This window comes from Pelagicoccus sp. SDUM812005 (assembly GCF_031127875.1).
GTDB lineage: Bacteria > Verrucomicrobiota > Verrucomicrobiia > Opitutales > Opitutaceae > Pelagicoccus.
Genome location: NZ_JARXIA010000008.1, coordinates 120618 through 136710, shown reverse-complemented (window position 1 = coordinate 136710; position 16093 = coordinate 120618). Strand labels below are relative to the sequence as shown.

At 59.0% G+C, this 16093-nt stretch carries 11 protein-coding genes; 6 read left to right on the top strand and 5 right to left on the bottom strand.

Going from position 1 to position 16093, the window contains the following annotated elements; genetic code table 11:
* Window positions 1-13: 13 nt before the first annotated feature.
* The 6 genes from QEH57_RS11315 to QEH57_RS11290 all read left to right on the top strand — a co-directional run bounded on the left by QEH57_RS11315 (window position 14) and on the right by QEH57_RS11290 (window position 7470).
* Window positions 14-2389 (top strand): chemotaxis protein CheW, encoded by a 2376-nt coding sequence (locus QEH57_RS11315; RefSeq protein WP_309006840.1) that lies wholly within the window; start codon window positions 14-16, stop codon window positions 2387-2389.
* Complete coding sequence (locus QEH57_RS11310) at window positions 2382-2831, top strand: chemotaxis protein CheW (protein ID WP_309006839.1); 450 nt, start codon at window positions 2382-2384, stop codon at window positions 2829-2831. Before QEH57_RS11315 ends, QEH57_RS11310 begins: the two co-directional genes overlap by 8 nt.
* A 199-nt stretch (window positions 2832-3030) precedes the next feature.
* Window positions 3031-5121 (top strand): PAS domain-containing protein, encoded by a 2091-nt coding sequence (locus tag QEH57_RS11305; protein WP_309006838.1) that lies wholly within the window; start codon window positions 3031-3033, stop codon window positions 5119-5121.
* A 34-nt stretch (window positions 5122-5155) separates the two neighbouring features.
* Window positions 5156-5530: a response regulator gene (locus tag QEH57_RS11300; protein WP_309006837.1), complete on the top strand. Its 375-nt coding sequence runs from the start codon at window positions 5156-5158 to the stop codon at window positions 5528-5530.
* Window positions 5531-5545: 15 nt separating this feature from the next.
* Complete coding sequence (locus QEH57_RS11295) at window positions 5546-6604, top strand: chemotaxis response regulator protein-glutamate methylesterase (protein ID WP_309006836.1); 1059 nt, start codon at window positions 5546-5548, stop codon at window positions 6602-6604.
* Between the two features lie 11 nt (window positions 6605-6615).
* Window positions 6616-7470 carry a protein-glutamate O-methyltransferase CheR gene (locus QEH57_RS11290; RefSeq protein ID WP_309006835.1) on the top strand — a complete coding sequence of 285 codons (855 nt, stop codon included), beginning with the start codon at window positions 6616-6618 and terminating at the stop codon, window positions 7468-7470.
* Window positions 7471-7484: 14 nt separating this feature from the next.
* Here QEH57_RS11290 and QEH57_RS11285 read toward each other — a convergent pair whose 3' ends face one another.
* The 5 genes from QEH57_RS11285 to QEH57_RS11265 form a co-directional block, all read right to left on the bottom strand.
* Window positions 7485-9545 (bottom strand): hypothetical protein, encoded by a 2061-nt coding sequence (locus QEH57_RS11285; RefSeq protein ID WP_309006834.1) that lies wholly within the window; start codon window positions 9543-9545, stop codon window positions 7485-7487.
* Window positions 9542-11542 carry a hypothetical protein gene (locus QEH57_RS11280; RefSeq protein WP_309006833.1) on the bottom strand — a complete coding sequence of 667 codons (2001 nt, stop codon included), beginning with the start codon at window positions 11540-11542 and terminating at the stop codon, window positions 9542-9544. Before QEH57_RS11280 ends, QEH57_RS11285 begins: the two co-directional genes overlap by 4 nt.
* A 126-nt stretch (window positions 11543-11668) precedes the next feature.
* On the bottom strand, window positions 11669-13015 hold the full coding sequence (locus QEH57_RS11275) for an ABC transporter permease (RefSeq protein WP_309006832.1): 1347 nt from the start codon (window positions 13013-13015) through the stop codon (window positions 11669-11671).
* 60 nt (window positions 13016-13075) lie between these two features.
* On the bottom strand, window positions 13076-13999 hold the full coding sequence (locus tag QEH57_RS11270; RefSeq protein WP_309006831.1) for an ABC transporter ATP-binding protein: 924 nt from the start codon (window positions 13997-13999) through the stop codon (window positions 13076-13078).
* 113 nt (window positions 14000-14112) lie between these two features.
* Window positions 14113-15906, bottom strand: a complete 1794-nt coding sequence (locus QEH57_RS11265; RefSeq protein ID WP_309006830.1) for an SLC13 family permease — start codon at window positions 15904-15906, stop codon at window positions 14113-14115.
* Window positions 15907-16093: the final 187 nt, after the last annotated feature.

Sequence of the window (16093 nt, the reverse complement as noted above, 5' to 3'; positions counted from 1 at the left end):
GGGGGCGAGCGTTATGAGCAGCGAGAGCTTCGACGACTTTCAAGCCGAGCTGGTTAAGGATTTCCTCCTTGAGAGCTCGGAGGGTCTTGAGACCTTTGACCAAGACCTTCTCGTTATCGAGAAAGGGGAGTTCGACCCGAGCTTGCTCAATCAAGTCTTTCGGGTGGTGCATACGATAAAGGGTACGGCTGGCTGTTTGGGCTTCAGTCGCATCGAGAGCATTGCCCACACGGGGGAAAACGTGTTGTCGCTGATGCGCGACGGGGAGCTCGAGTCATCTCCGGACATTGCGGATGCTCTATTGAAGCTTTCCGATGCCTTGAGGGCGATGCTGGAGGTCATCGAATCGAGCGGATCGGACGAGATGGCGGGAGACTACACCGAGCTAAAGGCGGTGTTGGATGCCATCAAGAATGGGGAGCAGCCTAGCGGTTTTGAGCCTCCGTTGGAGGAAGCTGCGGCGCGGGAGCCTGAGTCTGTAGATACAGATTCGGACGGAGCCTGGGGGTTCTTCGACGACGAGCCGGAGCAGGAGACTGTTGCTGGAGGTGAGCTTGCGGAGGAAAGCGCTGGCGTCGCGCAGGCGAAGGAGGAATCGGTTTGGGGACTTTTCGGCGACGACGAAGAACCTGTAGTTGAAAAGACGGTACAGGAAGCGAAGCCTGTGAACGTACCGGCCCCTGTCGCGAGCAAAGCGGAGTCGATCGCCGGCGCTACGGTGCGGGTGGATGTCGAGCTGCTCGATTGCTTGATGAATATGGTGGGCGAGCTCGTGCTTTCGAGAAACCAGCTTTTGCAGCTTAGCTACCAGCGAATGATTGCTCCGTCCGACGTATCGGCGATTTCGCAGCGATTCAACCAGGTGACTACGGAGTTGCAGCAAGGGATCATGAAGACGCGCATGCAGCAGATCGGCACGGTCTGGGGCAAGTACCCGCGCATCGTGCGGGACCTGGCGAGCGACTTGGGAAAGCGGGTAGAGCTGGAAACGTTTGGGGCGGACACCGAGTTGGACCGCACGATTATAGAGGCGATTAAGGATCCGTTGACGCATATTATTCGCAACGCGGTGGACCATGGAATCGAATCTCCGGAAGTTCGGAAGGCCGCGGGTAAGTCGGAGTCGGCTCAACTTCTGATGCGCGCGTTTCACGAAGCCGGCCAGGTAAACATCGAGATCGTCGACGATGGCGCTGGAATCGATGGTAACAAGATTTGCGGAAAGGCTCTGGAAAAGGGGCTGATCGACGTGGAAGAAGCGGGTCGGCTCTCGGAGCGTGAAAAGATCAATTTGATATTTCTGCCAGGATTTTCGACTGCGGAGAAACTGAGCAACGTATCGGGGCGTGGCGTGGGAATGGACGTGGTTAAGACGAACATCGAGAAAATCGGTGGTTCGGTAGAGATTCATTCGGTATGCGGGGAGGGGACGACTCTCCGTATCAAAATTCCACTTACATTGGCGATCGTGGCTGCCCTTGTCGTGAAGAGCGGCGATCAGCGGTTCGCAATTCCGCAGGTGAATTTGGTGGAGCTTGTCCGCATCAAGGCGGAGGACATGGAAACCTCGATCGAGACGGTGTACGATACGCCGGTCTTTCGTTTGCGGGGGAAGTTGCTGCCCTTGGTCTTCCTCGACAAGTTTCTCAAGCTTCCAGCCCGCGAGGCGGTGAGTCGCTCTTCGGTAAGCATCGCCGTGTTGCGGGCCGACAGCCAGGACTACGGTCTGGTGGTGGATGTGGTCAGCGACACGGAGGAGATCGTGGTGAAGCCATTGGGCAAGCAGCTTGCGGACATGCCGATTTACGCGGGGGCTACGATCATGGGCGACGGGTCGGTCGCTATCATTCTCGACGCGGTCGGCGTCGCTTCCCGTTCGGGCGTTTTAGGGGCTGCTCAGAAGTCAGCCGAAGCGCTCTCGAACGAGATCGAGGAACCGCAGGATACGGGAGAGAAGGTGCCGCTTATCCTATTTTCGTTACCGGGCTGGGAGAATTTGGCGGTCCCGCTTGAGGCGGCGGAACGTCTCGAGGAGTTCGATCCTTCCGTTATCGAAACCTCGGGCGGCATCGAGTCGGTTCATTACCGCGGAGGAATCATGCAACTGCTTCGGCTTGGTGATTTGCTGGGATTCGAGACCAGTTTCGAAGGAGCGACCCGCGAGCAGGTGATCGTGTACAAGTGCGGAGGACGCTACTTGGGTATCGTGGTGGGAGAAAATCGCGATATCGTGGAGCAAACGCTCAAGCTAGAGAATATCGGCTCTCGGCCTTATATCAAAGGATCCGCGCTCGTAAACGGCCGGATTACGGATCTGGTCGACGTTGATGCGATCCTAGTAAGAACCGGACTAAAGGAGCTCCCTGAATCTGCATTGTGTCATGGATAATTCAATACAACTTTGTACGTTCCGTCTCGGTTCCCTCCATCTAGGGATCGATGTTCTCTCGGTCCAGGAGGTGATCAAGTGTCCGGCTTTGACGCCGGTGCCGCTGGCGCCTGCGGAGATTGAAGGGTTGCTTAATCTGCGGGGGCAGATCCTTTCCGCCATCGATCTTCGCCGCCAGTTTCGCTTGCCGGATGACGCTGACGAAGGGACCGAAGGCAAGATGCTTATCATCGTCCGCACGCGGACGGTAGAAGCGGCGCTCTTGGTCGATTCGGTTGGCGACGTTCTCGACGTTTCCGATGACACCTTTGAAGAGACTGCAGCCAATGTTCCCGCTTGTGTTCGGCCTTATATCAAAGGCGTGCATAAGCTAGAGAGAACGCTGCTGCATGTTCTCGACGCGGAGGCGACAGCCTCCCTTTCCTCAACTCCAACACTTTAGTATTAAAACAACTCAGACCCACTATACCATGCGATTAGGAACTAAACTAATATTACCCTCAGCCCTGCTCATTGCTTTGCCCGTTCTTGCAGTTCTCATAGCGCTGCAATTCCAATTACAAACTCTTAGTATCGTTGCGCTATCTGCAGTGGCGATCGCGATAGGTGTGGCGGTGATGTATTATCTGGTAGCGCTTCCTATGGCGCGTCGCATAAAGGCGGCGGCGGATGCGATCGAAGCGCTCTCGAGTGGCAAGCTTGAGAATGCTTTGGAAACGAACGCGAAGGACGAGATCGGAGACTTGGGCCGCTCTTTGCAATCCGTGTGCGCTGGGCTGAAGAAGACTTTCGAATCGGATACGATCGACTGGGAAGCGGTGGCGGAGCTGAAGGTGAAGGCTGCCATCACGGACATGACGAGCATTGTTTCCGAGGCGGACTTGAAAGGTCGCATCGTTTCCTGCAACGACAAGTTTTGCGAAGTTTCTCAATATAGCCGCGACGAACTGATTGGAGAAGGCCACAACAAGACGCGCCACCCCGATATGCCCAAGAGCGTATTCAAGGAGCTGTGGTCGACCATTGGTCGGGGGAAGATATTCCGAGGCATGGTCAAGAATCAGAAGAAAGATGGAACGCCTTACTACGTAGACGCGGTTATCGCTCCGGTGATGGGAGAGAACGGAAAGCCCCGTAAGTACTTGGGAGTTCGATACGACGTTACCGAGTCGGAGATCGAGCGCCAAAACGCGAAGGGGATTCTGGCCGCGATCGACAATGCCTTTGCTTATATCGAATTCGATACCAGCGGTATTATCCAAACGGCGAACAAGCACTTCTTAGCTGCGATGGGCTACGAGCTTGAGGAAATTGTAGGCAAGCACCACCGCACCTTCGTTTCGAGCGATGAAGCTCGTTCGGCTGAGTACGCAGCCTTCTGGGCTGACCTGAAGGAAGGAAAGTCGTTTTCGAGCAGCTACAAGCGCATAGCGAAGGGTGGCAGAGAAATTTGGATACAAGCGGTGTATGCTCCTGTTATGGACGAGGTCGGACGTGTATCCAAGGTTATCAAAATCGCAACGGATATCACTGAGTCTAAGGTTGAATCCATTAACAACGAGCGTCAGCTTGCGGAGGCGAATCGCAACCAGGCGGTTATTGAGTTCGACAACAAGGGAATCATTCTCACTGCCAACGACAACTTCCTTTCCTGCGTGGGCTATTCGCTGGGCGAGATCCAGGGCAGGCATCACAGCATGTTCGTGGAGGAGGACTATGCTAAGTCTGCGGAGTATTCCCAGTTTTGGGCGGACCTCAACAATGGCCGATTCCAGACGAGCGAGTACAAGCGGCTTGCGAAAGGCGGCAAGGAATTTTGGATACAAGCGACCTATAATCCCCGCTTCGATGCTTCTGGCAATGTAAACAAGGTGATCAAGTTCGCTTCGGACATTACGGCCAAGAAGCTGGCGGAAGAAGGGCTTACGAGAACCTTGGCTCTCGTGGCCGAGCACTCCCAGACTTTGGCTTCCGCGTCGGAAGAGCTGTCGGCGACGGCTCAAAGCATGAACAACAATACGGCTGACACGGCGCGCCAGGCCGGTGTGGCGAGTTCGGCTTCCGAGCAGGTGGCGACGAATATTTCGATGGTGGCGACAGCTGCCGAGGAGATGAGCGCTTCGGTTCAGGAGATTGCAAAGAACGCAGCGGAGGCGGCCCAGGTGGGAGCCTCTGCGGTAGGCGTCGCGGCGTCCACGAACGAGACCGTTTCCAAGCTCGGTGCGTCGAGCGTCGAAATCGGAGAGGTGATCAAGGTGATTACTTCGATCGCGGAGCAAACCAATCTTCTGGCGCTGAACGCGACGATCGAAGCTGCCCGAGCAGGCGAAGCTGGCAAGGGATTCGCAGTGGTCGCCAACGAAGTGAAGGAGCTCGCCAAGCAGACGGCGGCTGCCACGGAGGACATCTCGTCGAAGATCGAGGCGATCCAGACGGATGCGTCGGGCGCGGTTGCGGCGATTGGCGACATTTCCGAGATCATTCGTCGGATCAACGACATCCAAAACGAGATCGCGAGCGCGGTGGACGAGCAATCGGCGACCACGAACGAGATTGCCCGCAACGTTTCGGAGGCATCCCGTGGAAGCTCTGAAATCTCCGAGAATATCGTGAATGTATCCAGCGCCGCGCAGTACACCACGGAAGGCGCGAACGATACCCTAACGGCTGCTCAGGGGCTGGCGAAACTGTCTACCGAGCTTCGGGCGATCGTCGAGAACTCGAGGAACTAAGCGTTTACTTTGTATCGAAAAATAAACTACATTTGTGAAATCGATCGTGATAGACGATAGCCGTACCGTTCGAAAGATGCTCTGCCATTTCATGGAGGAGCTTGATATCGAAACGGTGGAGGCCGAGGATGGCTGCGACGCTCTCGCCCGATTGGGCGAGGAGGATCCGGCGGAGATACGAATCGCTTTGGTGGACTGGGATATGCCTAGGATGTCGGGGATCGAGTTTCTCCGCGAGATTAGGGCGTGCGCCGAGTTTGAGCATCTCAAGGTCATGATGGTGACTTCCCACAACAAGCCCGAGGACCTGATGCAGGCGATCGAGCTGGGAGCGAACGAGTTTCTCATGAAGCCGTTCGACGAGGGAATGTTTCAGGACAAGATGCGCCTGATGGGCATGCTTAACTGAGCGATGGTAAACGCTATGAAGAAGATTCGCGTACTCGTGGTCGACGATACCTCGGTGATGCGCAAGATCGTCTCGGAAGTCGTGGACCGCGATCCCGAGATGGAGACTGCGGGAGTGGCGGCCAACGGTCGCATCGCTCTGCAGCGCGTGAACCAGGTGAGTCCGGACGTGATCACGCTGGACATGGAGATGCCGGAGATGGATGGGATCGAGATGGTGCGCGAGTTGCGAAAGACGCACCCCAAGATTCCGGTCATCATGCTGAGCGCTCTGACGGTGAAGGGAGCGGAGGCAACCTTCGACGCCTTGCAAGCGGGGGCTAGCGACTATGTCGCCAAGCCAGCTCGCTCTATTGGCGTACCGGCGACTTTGGCTCAGCTGCAGAGGGAGCTGCTCCCGAAGATCAGGCATTTCTTCCCAAGGAAGAAGGAAGCGGTTGCGGTGGCGCCAGTACGTCGCGCCCCGGCGGTCCCGAGAAAGCGGCAACCGATCGAAGTGGTGGCACTGGCAACTTCGACGGGTGGTCCGAACGCTCTGGCTAAGGTCTTCGAGCAGTTGAAGGAGCCCTTGGCGGTGCCGGTGGTGATCGTGCAGCATATGCCGCCGATCTTTACCCGCACCTTGGCGGAGCGTCTGGATGCTTGTTCGGTGATGTCGGTGCACGAGGGGGAAGACGGGCAAGTCCTGCAGGCAGGCCATGCCTACGTGGCACCCGGCGGCTACCATATGACGGTCAAGAAGGAGGGTGTTAGGCATGTTATCAGGTTGAACCAAGATCCTCCGGAAAATTCGTGTCGGCCGGCGGCGGATGCGCTATTTCGAAGCGTTGCGGAGTGTTACGGGGCGTCCGCCCTCGCGGTCGTTATGACTGGGATGGGGCGTGATGGATTTTTGGGTACGCGGGAGATCTGCGACCAGGGCGGACTGGCGCTTGCCCAGGATCAGGCCAGCAGCGTGGTTTGGGGGATGCCGAGCTTTCTCGCGAAGGAAGGTTTGGCAGAGAGCGTTTTGCCGCTCGACCGAATCGCGGATGAGATTTCGAAGCGGGTAAACGGGGCTCTCAAGCTATGGTAGCTCCTGTGTGTATGTCGCTAAGCAAGGAACAGTTTCAATATATCAGCGAGCTGGCGATGGAGCAGGCGGCTATCGTGCTGAATCCTGGGAAGGAGTATTTGGTGGTTTCCCGTTTGAGTCCCTTGGCCCGTAGCTCGGGGCATGAGAGCTTAGGCAGTTACATCGAGCAAATGCGGAGAGAGGCGGAGTATAGCGAAACGAAAAAGCTAGCGGTTGAGGCTCTTACCACCAACGAGACTCTTTTTTTCCGAGACCTGCATCCGTTCGAGGCGCTGGAGAAGAAGTTGCTTCCTGAGATAATGGCACGACGGGCGTCGGAGCGGCGAATCGACATCTGGTCGGGAGCGAGCTCGACGGGGCAAGAGGCGTACAGCATTGCCATGATGTTGCGGGAAAAGTTTCCGGAACTCGGTAGTTGGAATGTGAATATCCTAGGGACCGATCTTAGCGGCAAAGCGATTGAAAAGGCTCGTGCTGGAATCTACTCGCAGCTGGAAGTGAACCGCGGGCTGCCTATGCCTTTTTTGGTAAAGTACTTCGACAAGGTTGCTGAAGGATGGCAGATCAAGCCGGAGCTGAGGAAAATGGTGACTTTTCGTCAGATGAATCTCGTTGACCGGTGGGAAGGCTTGCCGGTGTTCGATGTGGTGATGATGCGAAATGTGCTCATCTATTTCGACGTTCCGACTCGCAAGAGAATCTTGGATAGTATCCAGAGAACCATACACCCGGAGGGTGTCCTTTTTCTCGGTGCGTCAGAAACGACGCTAAACGTGGTCGACAACTGGGGCGTAGAAAACTGCGGGCGTACCTTGCTTTACCGGGTCAAAGCTCGGATGGCGGAGGCGCGTACGCTTCCTAATTAAGCGGCGGAGTTTCGCTACCAGGTGAAGTCGGTTTGGTAGTCTATGCTGTAGTTGATGAGATGGGTGAAGCCTAGGACCTGAAGTTGTTCGCGCTCGGTGTCGCTCCAGATCGGGAGGTCGATGAGCGGAGTGGAGCGGCTGCCGCCCGTTTCTTGGTTTTGGGCCATGAGTACGGCTTTTGCGGTGATGAATCGCTCGGAGCTAGGAAGTGATTGGATCGTGGATACGATTTCGGAGGCGGGCTTTCTGCTCAATTTCCGCCCGGTTTCGATTCGCTGGAAAGCTTGGGTGATGTTGGGGTCGTTGGTGTCGGTCTGGGAAACGAGGTGGTTGCTGGCGATAGCGAGGTAGATGTCGTCGCGGTGCGGGTTTTCGGAGATGGCTTTTTTGAGAGCTGGGTCCTTTTGGTAGGTTTCGAGTTCTATGCTTTGGGCTACGATGAGGGTTTCGTTTTGGGTTTGGGCGAATTGCAGGTAGGCGAGCTTGTTCGGGTCGAAGACTGATTTGCGAAGAGCGTGGTTGCGGGCGGTTGCCATAATGCTCTCGGCGTCTTTCTGTGGAAGGTCCTGGAGGAGTGGGGGCAGGGAGGACAGGTTTTGGATGCTGGCGTTGGAAGCGAATTCGTAGTGGTGAAGGCTGTTGGTCAGCCAGCTGGGGTCGGCCGTCGAAAGTATATTTTGGATACGCTCGGGAGCGATCTGTTGGGCGGAAAGCAGCATGCCGGGGCTTAGGCTCCAGAGAAGATCTTCGTCGCTGAGGGAGAGAAGGGTTTCTTTGGCGGCTTGGTAGTAGGCGTCGGGCCAAGCGTCGAGATTTCCCATTTCGAGGACTTGCATCAAGCGGTCCGGGGTCGGGGATTCTCGGGTGGTACGGGCGACGATGGCGTCGCTGTAGTCGGCGGGGGCTTTGAGCATGAACTGCTCGAGCAAGCTTAGGAGGGGGTGATCGTTTGCGATTTCGAGGTAGAGGTTTTTGATAGCGTCGGGATTATCGACGAGGAAGAGGTAGGCCGAAAACTCTTCTTGGAGGCTGCTGAGGTGGCAGAGTTGGGGGGAGTCCTTGAGGGTGGAAAAGAGGGCGGATTGATTTTCCGCGTCCGTGTCGGCGCTGATGCCTTCGCAGAGCCACTTGGCGGCGTATTCCCAATCGGAGAACTTTTCGGTGGCGAAGAGCTTCCTGAAGAAGGAGGCGTGTTCTGCTTGGAATTCGTATTCAAATTCCAGGAGTTCGTTTTGTTCGCGGACCCACTGGGCGGCATCGGCGGGGTGGGCTAAGGCGTATTCGGTGGCGAAGCGGGTTTTTTCGTAGCCGGTGAGCTTGGCGGCGTAGTCTAGGAGCTGGTTTTGGGCGAGGTAGGCGTGCAGTTCGCTATCGAAGGTAAGGGATTCCCAGCCGGATAGTTCCCAAAACTGGAGGGCTAGGTCGTAGAGGGTTTTGCTGCTGGCCTCGTCGATGATGGCTTGGTTGGAGGCGATCAGCTCTTTGTGTTCCCAGAGCATACTGGGATCAAGCTCTATGAGTGTACCCAAAAGGTTGTTACACAGTTGGGCCTTGAGCTGCTGGTGCTGGATTTTGGGGAGGATATCCAGCAGGGCTAAGGGTTCCATGTAGGAAAGGTGGTAGCTGGGAAAGAGCGTTTCTTGCTTCGCTTCCGCGAGTTCCTGGTATTTGGCCTCGGCGTAGGGCAGGAAGGTGTTGGGGGAAGCGCGCATCCATTCGGAGTGGAAGGCGCCGCGGAGGTCGTAGTTGGAGTAGTCCCAGATTTCGGGGGACAGCTTGGCTAGGTTCTCCAGTTGGTTTTCGCGGGCGGCGTGGTAGCCGATGGCGATCATGCGTCCGTAGCGCGCTACGCTGTTGGGCAGGGAGAGGGTGGCGTTGAGTTCCTCTCGAGGGGAGAAGGGGTCCTGGAAATAGTAGGTAGGGACGGTGTAGGGGGCGTCTGTTTGGGCGGTCGGAGCGAAGGCCGGCTGTTCAGGAGCTGGGGTGGGGCTGGCTGGGCTTCGGGCGAGCCAGAAGCCGATGGAAAAACTGGATACGGTGGCGGCGAGCAGGCCGATGGTTTTGAGGGAGGTCATCGGGAAGGAGCTCCGTAAAGGGCGTTGTGGATCTGGAGTTTTTCAGCGGTGGAGAGCTGGGGGGAGCTGAGCAGGCGCTTGGTTCGTTGCTTGAGGGAGTCTTGCGGATGGTTGCTGACGACGGCGGTGAGGGCTCGAATGAAGGTTTCCGGGTTTTCTTGGCGAAGGGCGAGCAGGGGCTCGGGGTCTTCGCTATCTTGCTGGAGGCTTGTCGCGGTGCGGTAGAGGTAGTCGTGTTGGGGGGAGAGTTGGGCGAGTTCTAGGGAAGTGGTTGGGGTCGCACCGAGGTTGTTTTCGGTTAGGAAGTATTGGAGGAGGGAGAGTTGGCTGCTGTTGTGGCTGAGGTCTACGTTTCCGAAGTAGGAAAGGGTGGTTTCCGGCATTCCGCCGTAGGCGAGGGTGCCGCCGATTTGGGTTGCTTGCTGGGGATTGATGAGGGCGGGGTCTTCGTGCTTGAGGATTTCGGTGCTGAGGTAGGGCATCTCGTGTATTAGCGATATCAATACGTCGGTTTGCTGGTCGAAGGTGCCGCTTTCCAGGATCATGCTCAGTTCCTCTTCCGCGGCGGATGCGGCGATCATCTTAAGGTGGTTAGCTTTGCTGTATCCATGGAGGGATTCGATGGAGCTGAGGTAGAGTTCCGGGTTGGTCTGCCAGAGCGCGTTTGCGATTTGGGAATCTCTGGGCAAGAAGTGTTTGGATTCTGGATACTGGGAGCGGAGAGCTTCGAAGGTAGCGACGTCTCCTTTGCGAAGGGAGTGTTCGAGGGCGGCGTTTATCACTTGTTCGCTGCGCCATGCGGCGGGAATTTGGGCGAGGAGATCGGATCCTTCGGCTGCGGAAGCGGTTTGGATCATGCTGAGGAGTCCGCGCTGGCCTGCGTCGGCGTCGAGCTCGCCGATCAACTGGGTGAATTCGGTTTTGCTGTAGAGGCGGGCGGCGTGGGCGAGGACGTAGCTTTGTATCCGTTTTGCGAGGTGGGGGAGGCGGAGGAGGCGGGCTGCTATTTCGCGGTCGAGGGCGTTGTTGATGATGTCGGCGCTGAAGTGGGAGCTGTTTTCGCTCCAGAATTCCTCTTGTTTGCTGAGAAAGGAGAGGAGGGTGTATTGTTCGGATTGGCTGAGGTGCTTGCTGACTTGTCCCCAATTGCTGGGCCTTTCGAGGAGCAGGGCGAAATGGGCTTCGGAGGCGCTGCCAGTGGCGACGATGGAGCCGACGATGGCGGTTGCTTGCTGGAAGGTATTTGCCAGGCGTTGGATGCCGTGGCTGCGGTAGCGTCGCCCGATTTCGAGGGCGAGCATGGAATCGATGGCGATGCTTTCGGCGGGATAGCTTTCGGGGTGGTCCCAATATTCGCTTGCGGCTTGGGAGAGTTCTGCGGGGCTGAGGTCGGCGTAGGTTTCTTGGGGGCCGAGGAGCCGGAGCCGGGTGGGGAAGAGCTGCTCGGGGTGTTCGAGGCGGATGCCCTCTATGAACTGAACGGCGAGGAAGCGGCGGTGTTCCTCGTTATCGATGGCTTCGATGGTGCGGAGGGCGCTGCTTCGATTTTGCAGGCCGAGGTTGAAGAAGACGCCGTCGAGGTTGTCTTCGAGATCTGGATACGTGTTGAGCAGGTGTTCCGTGAAAGGGGCAAGGCTGGCGGGGTCGCGTTCCGCCCACTCCATGTAGAGGGCGAGGGGGAGGTCGCCGCGGAAGCGGGTCCAGCCTTCTGGATACATGGCCTCGAGGAAGTAGGGCTTGTCTGGGAGGGAGAGGTCCTGGGCGACGGCGTAGTAGCTGGCGCTTTGCAGGGAGAAGGACGGCTCTTCGAGGATTTTGAGGAAGCGGGCGCGCCAGAGCTGCCGCAGGTCGGAAGGCAGGGGGGCTGGGCTGAGCTGGTGTGAGTCGGGGGCGGGATCCGCGATGCTTGGGAAGGTGGCGGGGGGGACGAGTTGGCCGACGCCGTAGCCGAGGGCGAGTCCGATGGGAATGAGGGTGAGGAGATAGGGGCGTTTCACGCGCGGAAGGGGTTTCGACGATTCCCTTTAGTACACCTACAACTGTAGGAGTTCCAGCGATTATCGTCTATCCCTTTATTCGCGCAGCGTCTCGTTTCGGTTTCGAAGCTTTTCTTCGCGGAGGGCTTAGCGGAAGAGGTCGCCGGTTTTGAAGCGCCAGCTGGAGATGAGGTTGAGGCCGATGGCGATGCCGGCGAGCACGCTGAGTTCCGGGATGAGGCCGAGGAGGCCGCTTTCTTCCCAGAGGGCGCCGAGGTAGGATTCGACGCCCCAGTAGACGAGGGTGAACTTGCCGATGAGCTGCATGGGCTCGGGCATCATGCTGAGCGGGAACCAGGCGCCGCCCATGGCGCTCATGCTAATGATGAGCAGGGTGCCGAAGCCTTGGGCTTGCTGGGGGGTTCTGGAGAGGGAGGCGAGCAGCATGCCGAAGGCGGTGCAGGCGGCGGAGGCGAAGAGGCTGACGACGAAGAGGTTGAGGAGGTGGGGGAAGACTTCGACATGGAAGAGGAAGGAGGAGGCGATGAAGAGGGTGAGGGCTTGGGTGACGCCGAGGAGGGTGTTGAAGATGAACTTTGACCAGAGGATGTGGGTACGTTTGACGGGCATGGAGAGCAGGCGCAGGAAGATGCCGTCGTTTCGTTCTTCGAAGAGGGAGGCGGCGGAGCCGGTGGTGGCGAAGAGGAGGAACATGATGGCGTAGCCGCCGATCATGCGGGTGAGGTAGGGATTTTTGAGTTCCTTGCCGAAGACCTGGTCTTCGTCGAGGTCGATGATGCCTTCGATGAAGGCGGAGCTGCCGTTGGCGCTTTCTGCGTCGGCGTCGTCGCCGGAGAGGAGTTTGGCGAGGCCTGCGAAGCTGATGTTGGAGCGGAGGTCCTCGTATTCGACCTCTTCGTAGGAGAGGGCGATGAGGGCTGCCATGCCGTCCATGAACTCCGTGTATTTCTGGTCGCCCATGAGCTCGCGTTGGTAGGTGTCCAGTTGGCCGGACAGGAGCTGGGGCAGTTTGGTGAAGATGGCCTTTTGCACGAGGCCGTTGATGATTTGGGCCTCGATTTGGTTTTTGGGGTTGGAGAGGAATTCGAGGCGGAGGCCGATGCCGTCTTCCTTGAGGTAGTTTTCTGGGATGACGAGGGCGAAGTTGTAGTGGTGGTCGACGATGCCTTGGCGGATCGACGTGCGGTCGAATGGGATTCGGGTGTCGCCCGGACCGGCGGTGTCTTGCACGAGCTCGATGCTTTTCTCGGCGGCCAGGCCGTCGATGAGGGCTTGGGCGTTGCGGTCGCCCGACTCGTTGTAGACGGCCAGCTTTATGCTGGACGAGAGGCCGCCGTTGTCGCCGGCGCCGGAGAAGATGTTTCCGACGATGTAGATGACGAAGAAGGGGACGAGGAAGGTGAGCAGGATGGCGGTCTTGTCCTTGAGGAAGAGGGTGAAGTCCTTGCGGACGAGGGTGAGGGTAGCTTTCATTTCGTTGGGGGCCGGGGGCCTGGAGACGGTGGGTGACTGGCGAGGGGTGATTTCGGTGGGCTACTCTCTCAGGGCTTTGCCGGTGAGGTGGAGGAAGAGGTTTTCGAGGGTGGGGCGGGCGATTTGGAAATGGGTGGGGTCGAGGCCGTGCTCTTCGGCCCAGTGGAAGAAGCTGGAGAGCTTGAAGTCGGGGGCGGTTTGCAGCTCGAGGGTGGCGGCGTCGCGGGAGAGGGCGCCGAAGCGGGCGAGGTCGGCTTGGCGCTGGGCGCTGAGCTGGCTGGCGCGAGCTCGGATGAGGTTGGAGCGAGGGAGCTCTTGCAGGAGGGCGTCGAGGGTGCCGGTGCGAAGGATGGTTCCGGCGTCGATGATGGCGATTTGGTCGCAGAGGCGTTCGGCTTCTTCCATGTAGTGGGTGGAGTAGACGATGGTCATGCCTTCGGACTTGAGTTGGAGGAGGGTGTCGAAGATGGCGTTGCGGGATTGGGGGTCGACGCCGACGGTGGGTTCGTCGCAGAGGAGGACCTGGGGCTTGTGCATGAGGGCGGCGGCGATGTTGAGGCGTCGCTTCATGCCGCCGGAGTATTCCTTGACGGGGGGCTTGCGTCGGTCGGCCAGCTGGGCGACTTCGAGGGCGTATTCGATTTGCTGGGACAGGGTTTTGCCGGAGAGGCCGTAGAGCTTGCCGAAGAGTTTGAGGTTTTGTTCGGCGGAGAGCTCTTTATAGAGGGCGATGTGCTGGGGGGAGAGGCCGATCTTTTTCTTTTGGGCGGTGTCGTTGGGGTCGAGCTGCTTGCCTGCGAGGCTTAGGGTGCCGGAGTCTGGGGTCAGGAATCCGGAGACGATGCTCATGAAGGTGCTTTTGCCGGCGCCGTTGGGGCCGAGCAGCCCGTAGCAGGATCCGGCTTGGATTTCTAGGCTGAGGTCTTGCAGGGCCGGGGTGGAGCCGAAGCGTTTGCAGAGGGAGTTTGCTTGCAGGATGGGCATAGGCGTGGGGTGGTCGGGGCGTTTGGTTTGCCCGGGATTCTACCGAAGGTCATGGCTGGAGGGCAGTGCCGATCGGCCTGTTGTTGGCTAGGCCGTTGGTCATGGAGGGGCTGTTAGAAGCTCCAGAGGAGGGGGATGACGAGGACGGCGACGAGGAAGGCGACTAGATTGAGGGGGATGCCGATTTTGAGGAAGTCGGTGAAGCGGTAGCCTCCGATGCCGTAGACGTAGGTGTTGGTTTGGTAGCCGATGGGGGTGGCGAAGCTGGCGGAGGCGGCGATGGCGACGGCTACGAGGAAGGGCTTTGGGTCGACGCCGAGAGTTTGGGCGGAGCCGATGGCGAGGGTGGCCATGAGGACGGCGGCGGCGTTGTTGGAGAGGATTTCGGTGAGGATGGTGGTGACCAGGTAGATGGCGGCGAGCAGGGCCAGCGGCCGCCAAGGTTCGGCGACGAAGCTTTGGGTTGCGTGGACGAGGGTGTTGGCGAGCAGGGCGGTGGCTCCGCTGGTTTCGAGGGCTTTGCCGACGCCGAGCATGGCGAAGATGAGGAAGAGGATGGGCCACTGGATGGCGCGGTAAGCGTCTTGGGGGGTGAGGCAGCCGGCGAGGATGAGGAAGGTGGAGGCGATGATGGCGGCTCCGGCGATGGGGATGAGCCCGGCGGCGGAAGCGGCGATCATGCCTGCGATGGCGAGGAGGGTGAGATTGCGATAGCGGCTCGGGGCGGGGGGCTCGATCGGGGTTTCGTCGATGACGACGAAGTCGGGCTCTTGGCGGAGCTTGGCGATGGCTTCGCGGCTGCCGAGCAGCAGGAGGATATCGCCGCCTTTGAGGGGCATTTGGGCGACGTTTTCGCTGAGGTTGCGACCGTTGCGGTGGATGGCGACGGGGGCGAGGCGGTAGCGTTGGCGGAAGTTGAGGGATGCTGGGGTGTGGCCGGCGAGGTTGGTTTCGGAGCGGAGGGCGACTTCGACGAAGCCTCCTTCCACGGAGGCGATTTGTTCCATCCCGCACTGTTCGATGAAGGCGGCGAGGGCGTCGCCTTTGGGGGCTTGGGCGAGGGCGCGGGGGCTGGCGGCGATGAGAACGCGGTCGCCCAGCTGGAGAGGAACTTGGTTGGGGTCGTCGCGGAGGGCGACGCCGTGGCGGATGATTTCGAGGGGGCGGAGGCCGCTGGAGTGGAAGTGGGGGATGGAGGCGAGGCTTTTGTTGTGGAGGGGGGAGTCTTCGCCGAGGAAGGCTTCGATGATGTATTCGCGGCGCTGGTCTTCGCTGAGGATGGAGCTGACGGTTTCGCGGTGGGGGAGCATGCGGTAGCCGACGGTGCAGAGGTAGAGGGTGCCGGCGGCGAGGAGGGGGAGTCCGACCCAGGCCAGTTCGAAGAGGGAGAAGGGGGCGAGGCCTTGGGACTCAGCGACGGAGGAGATGACGATGTTGGTGCTGGTGCCGACGAGGGTGCAGTTGCCGCCGAAGATGGAGGCGAAGGAGAGGGGGATGAGCAGCTTGGAGGGCGGGATGCGGAGCTGCTTTGCGATCGAGAGGACGACTGGGAGGAAGATGACGACGACGGGGGTGTTGTTGATGAAGGCCGACACGGAGGCGACGGCGAGGATAAGGAGGGGGAGGACGATGCTGACGCGGGCGTTGGGGTACGCTTGCAGGCGTTGGGCGACGGACTGGATGGCTCCGCTTTTTTCCAGGGCGGCGCTGACGATGAACATGGCCCCGACGGTGATGGGGGCGGCGTTCGAGAAGGCGGCGAGGGCGTCGGGGGTGCCGAGGATGCCGGTAAGGAGGAGGAAGGATAGGCCGACGAGGGCGGTGAGCTCGGTGGGGATGCGCTCGTAGACGAAGCTCGCGAGCATGGCCAGTAGGGTCAGGAGGACGATTGCGATTTCCCAGTTCATGGCGTGGAAGGAGGGAGCGTGGCTCTTATGATCGGGCGGCTTCGGTTCCGCGAAAGTTTGCGAAGGTTGTAGCTGCGGCGGCGGAGGCTTCCTCGAGTCGCGGTGCTTTTGCGAGAGAATGGATACGACGAGTTGACGCGTCGATCACGAATGTGCGGCGCTTGCGGCGGTCGGGCGCGGACCTTTC

Excerpts from the sequence above, each read along its gene's own strand:
- QEH57_RS11295 (WP_309006836.1), top strand. The coding sequence starts at position 5,546 with ATGAAGAAGATTCGCGTACTCGTGGTCGACGATACCTCGGTGATGCGC.
- QEH57_RS11270 (WP_309006831.1), bottom strand. The coding sequence starts at position 13,999 with ATGCCCATCCTGCAAGCAAACTCCCTCTGCAAACGCTTCGGCTCCACC.
- QEH57_RS11315 (WP_309006840.1), top strand. The coding sequence starts at position 14 with ATGAGCAGCGAGAGCTTCGACGACTTTCAAGCCGAGCTGGTTAAGGAT.
- QEH57_RS11265 (WP_309006830.1), bottom strand. The coding sequence starts at position 15,906 with ATGAACTGGGAAATCGCAATCGTCCTCCTGACCCTACTGGCCATGCTC.
- QEH57_RS11305 (WP_309006838.1), top strand. The coding sequence starts at position 3,031 with ATGGCGCGTCGCATAAAGGCGGCGGCGGATGCGATCGAAGCGCTCTCG.
- QEH57_RS11275 (WP_309006832.1), bottom strand. The coding sequence starts at position 13,015 with ATGAAAGCTACCCTCACCCTCGTCCGCAAGGACTTCACCCTCTTCCTC.
- QEH57_RS11310 (WP_309006839.1), top strand. The coding sequence starts at position 2,382 with ATGGATAATTCAATACAACTTTGTACGTTCCGTCTCGGTTCCCTCCAT.
- QEH57_RS11290 (WP_309006835.1), top strand. The coding sequence starts at position 6,616 with ATGTCGCTAAGCAAGGAACAGTTTCAATATATCAGCGAGCTGGCGATG.
- QEH57_RS11285 (WP_309006834.1), bottom strand. The coding sequence starts at position 9,545 with ATGACCTCCCTCAAAACCATCGGCCTGCTCGCCGCCACCGTATCCAGT.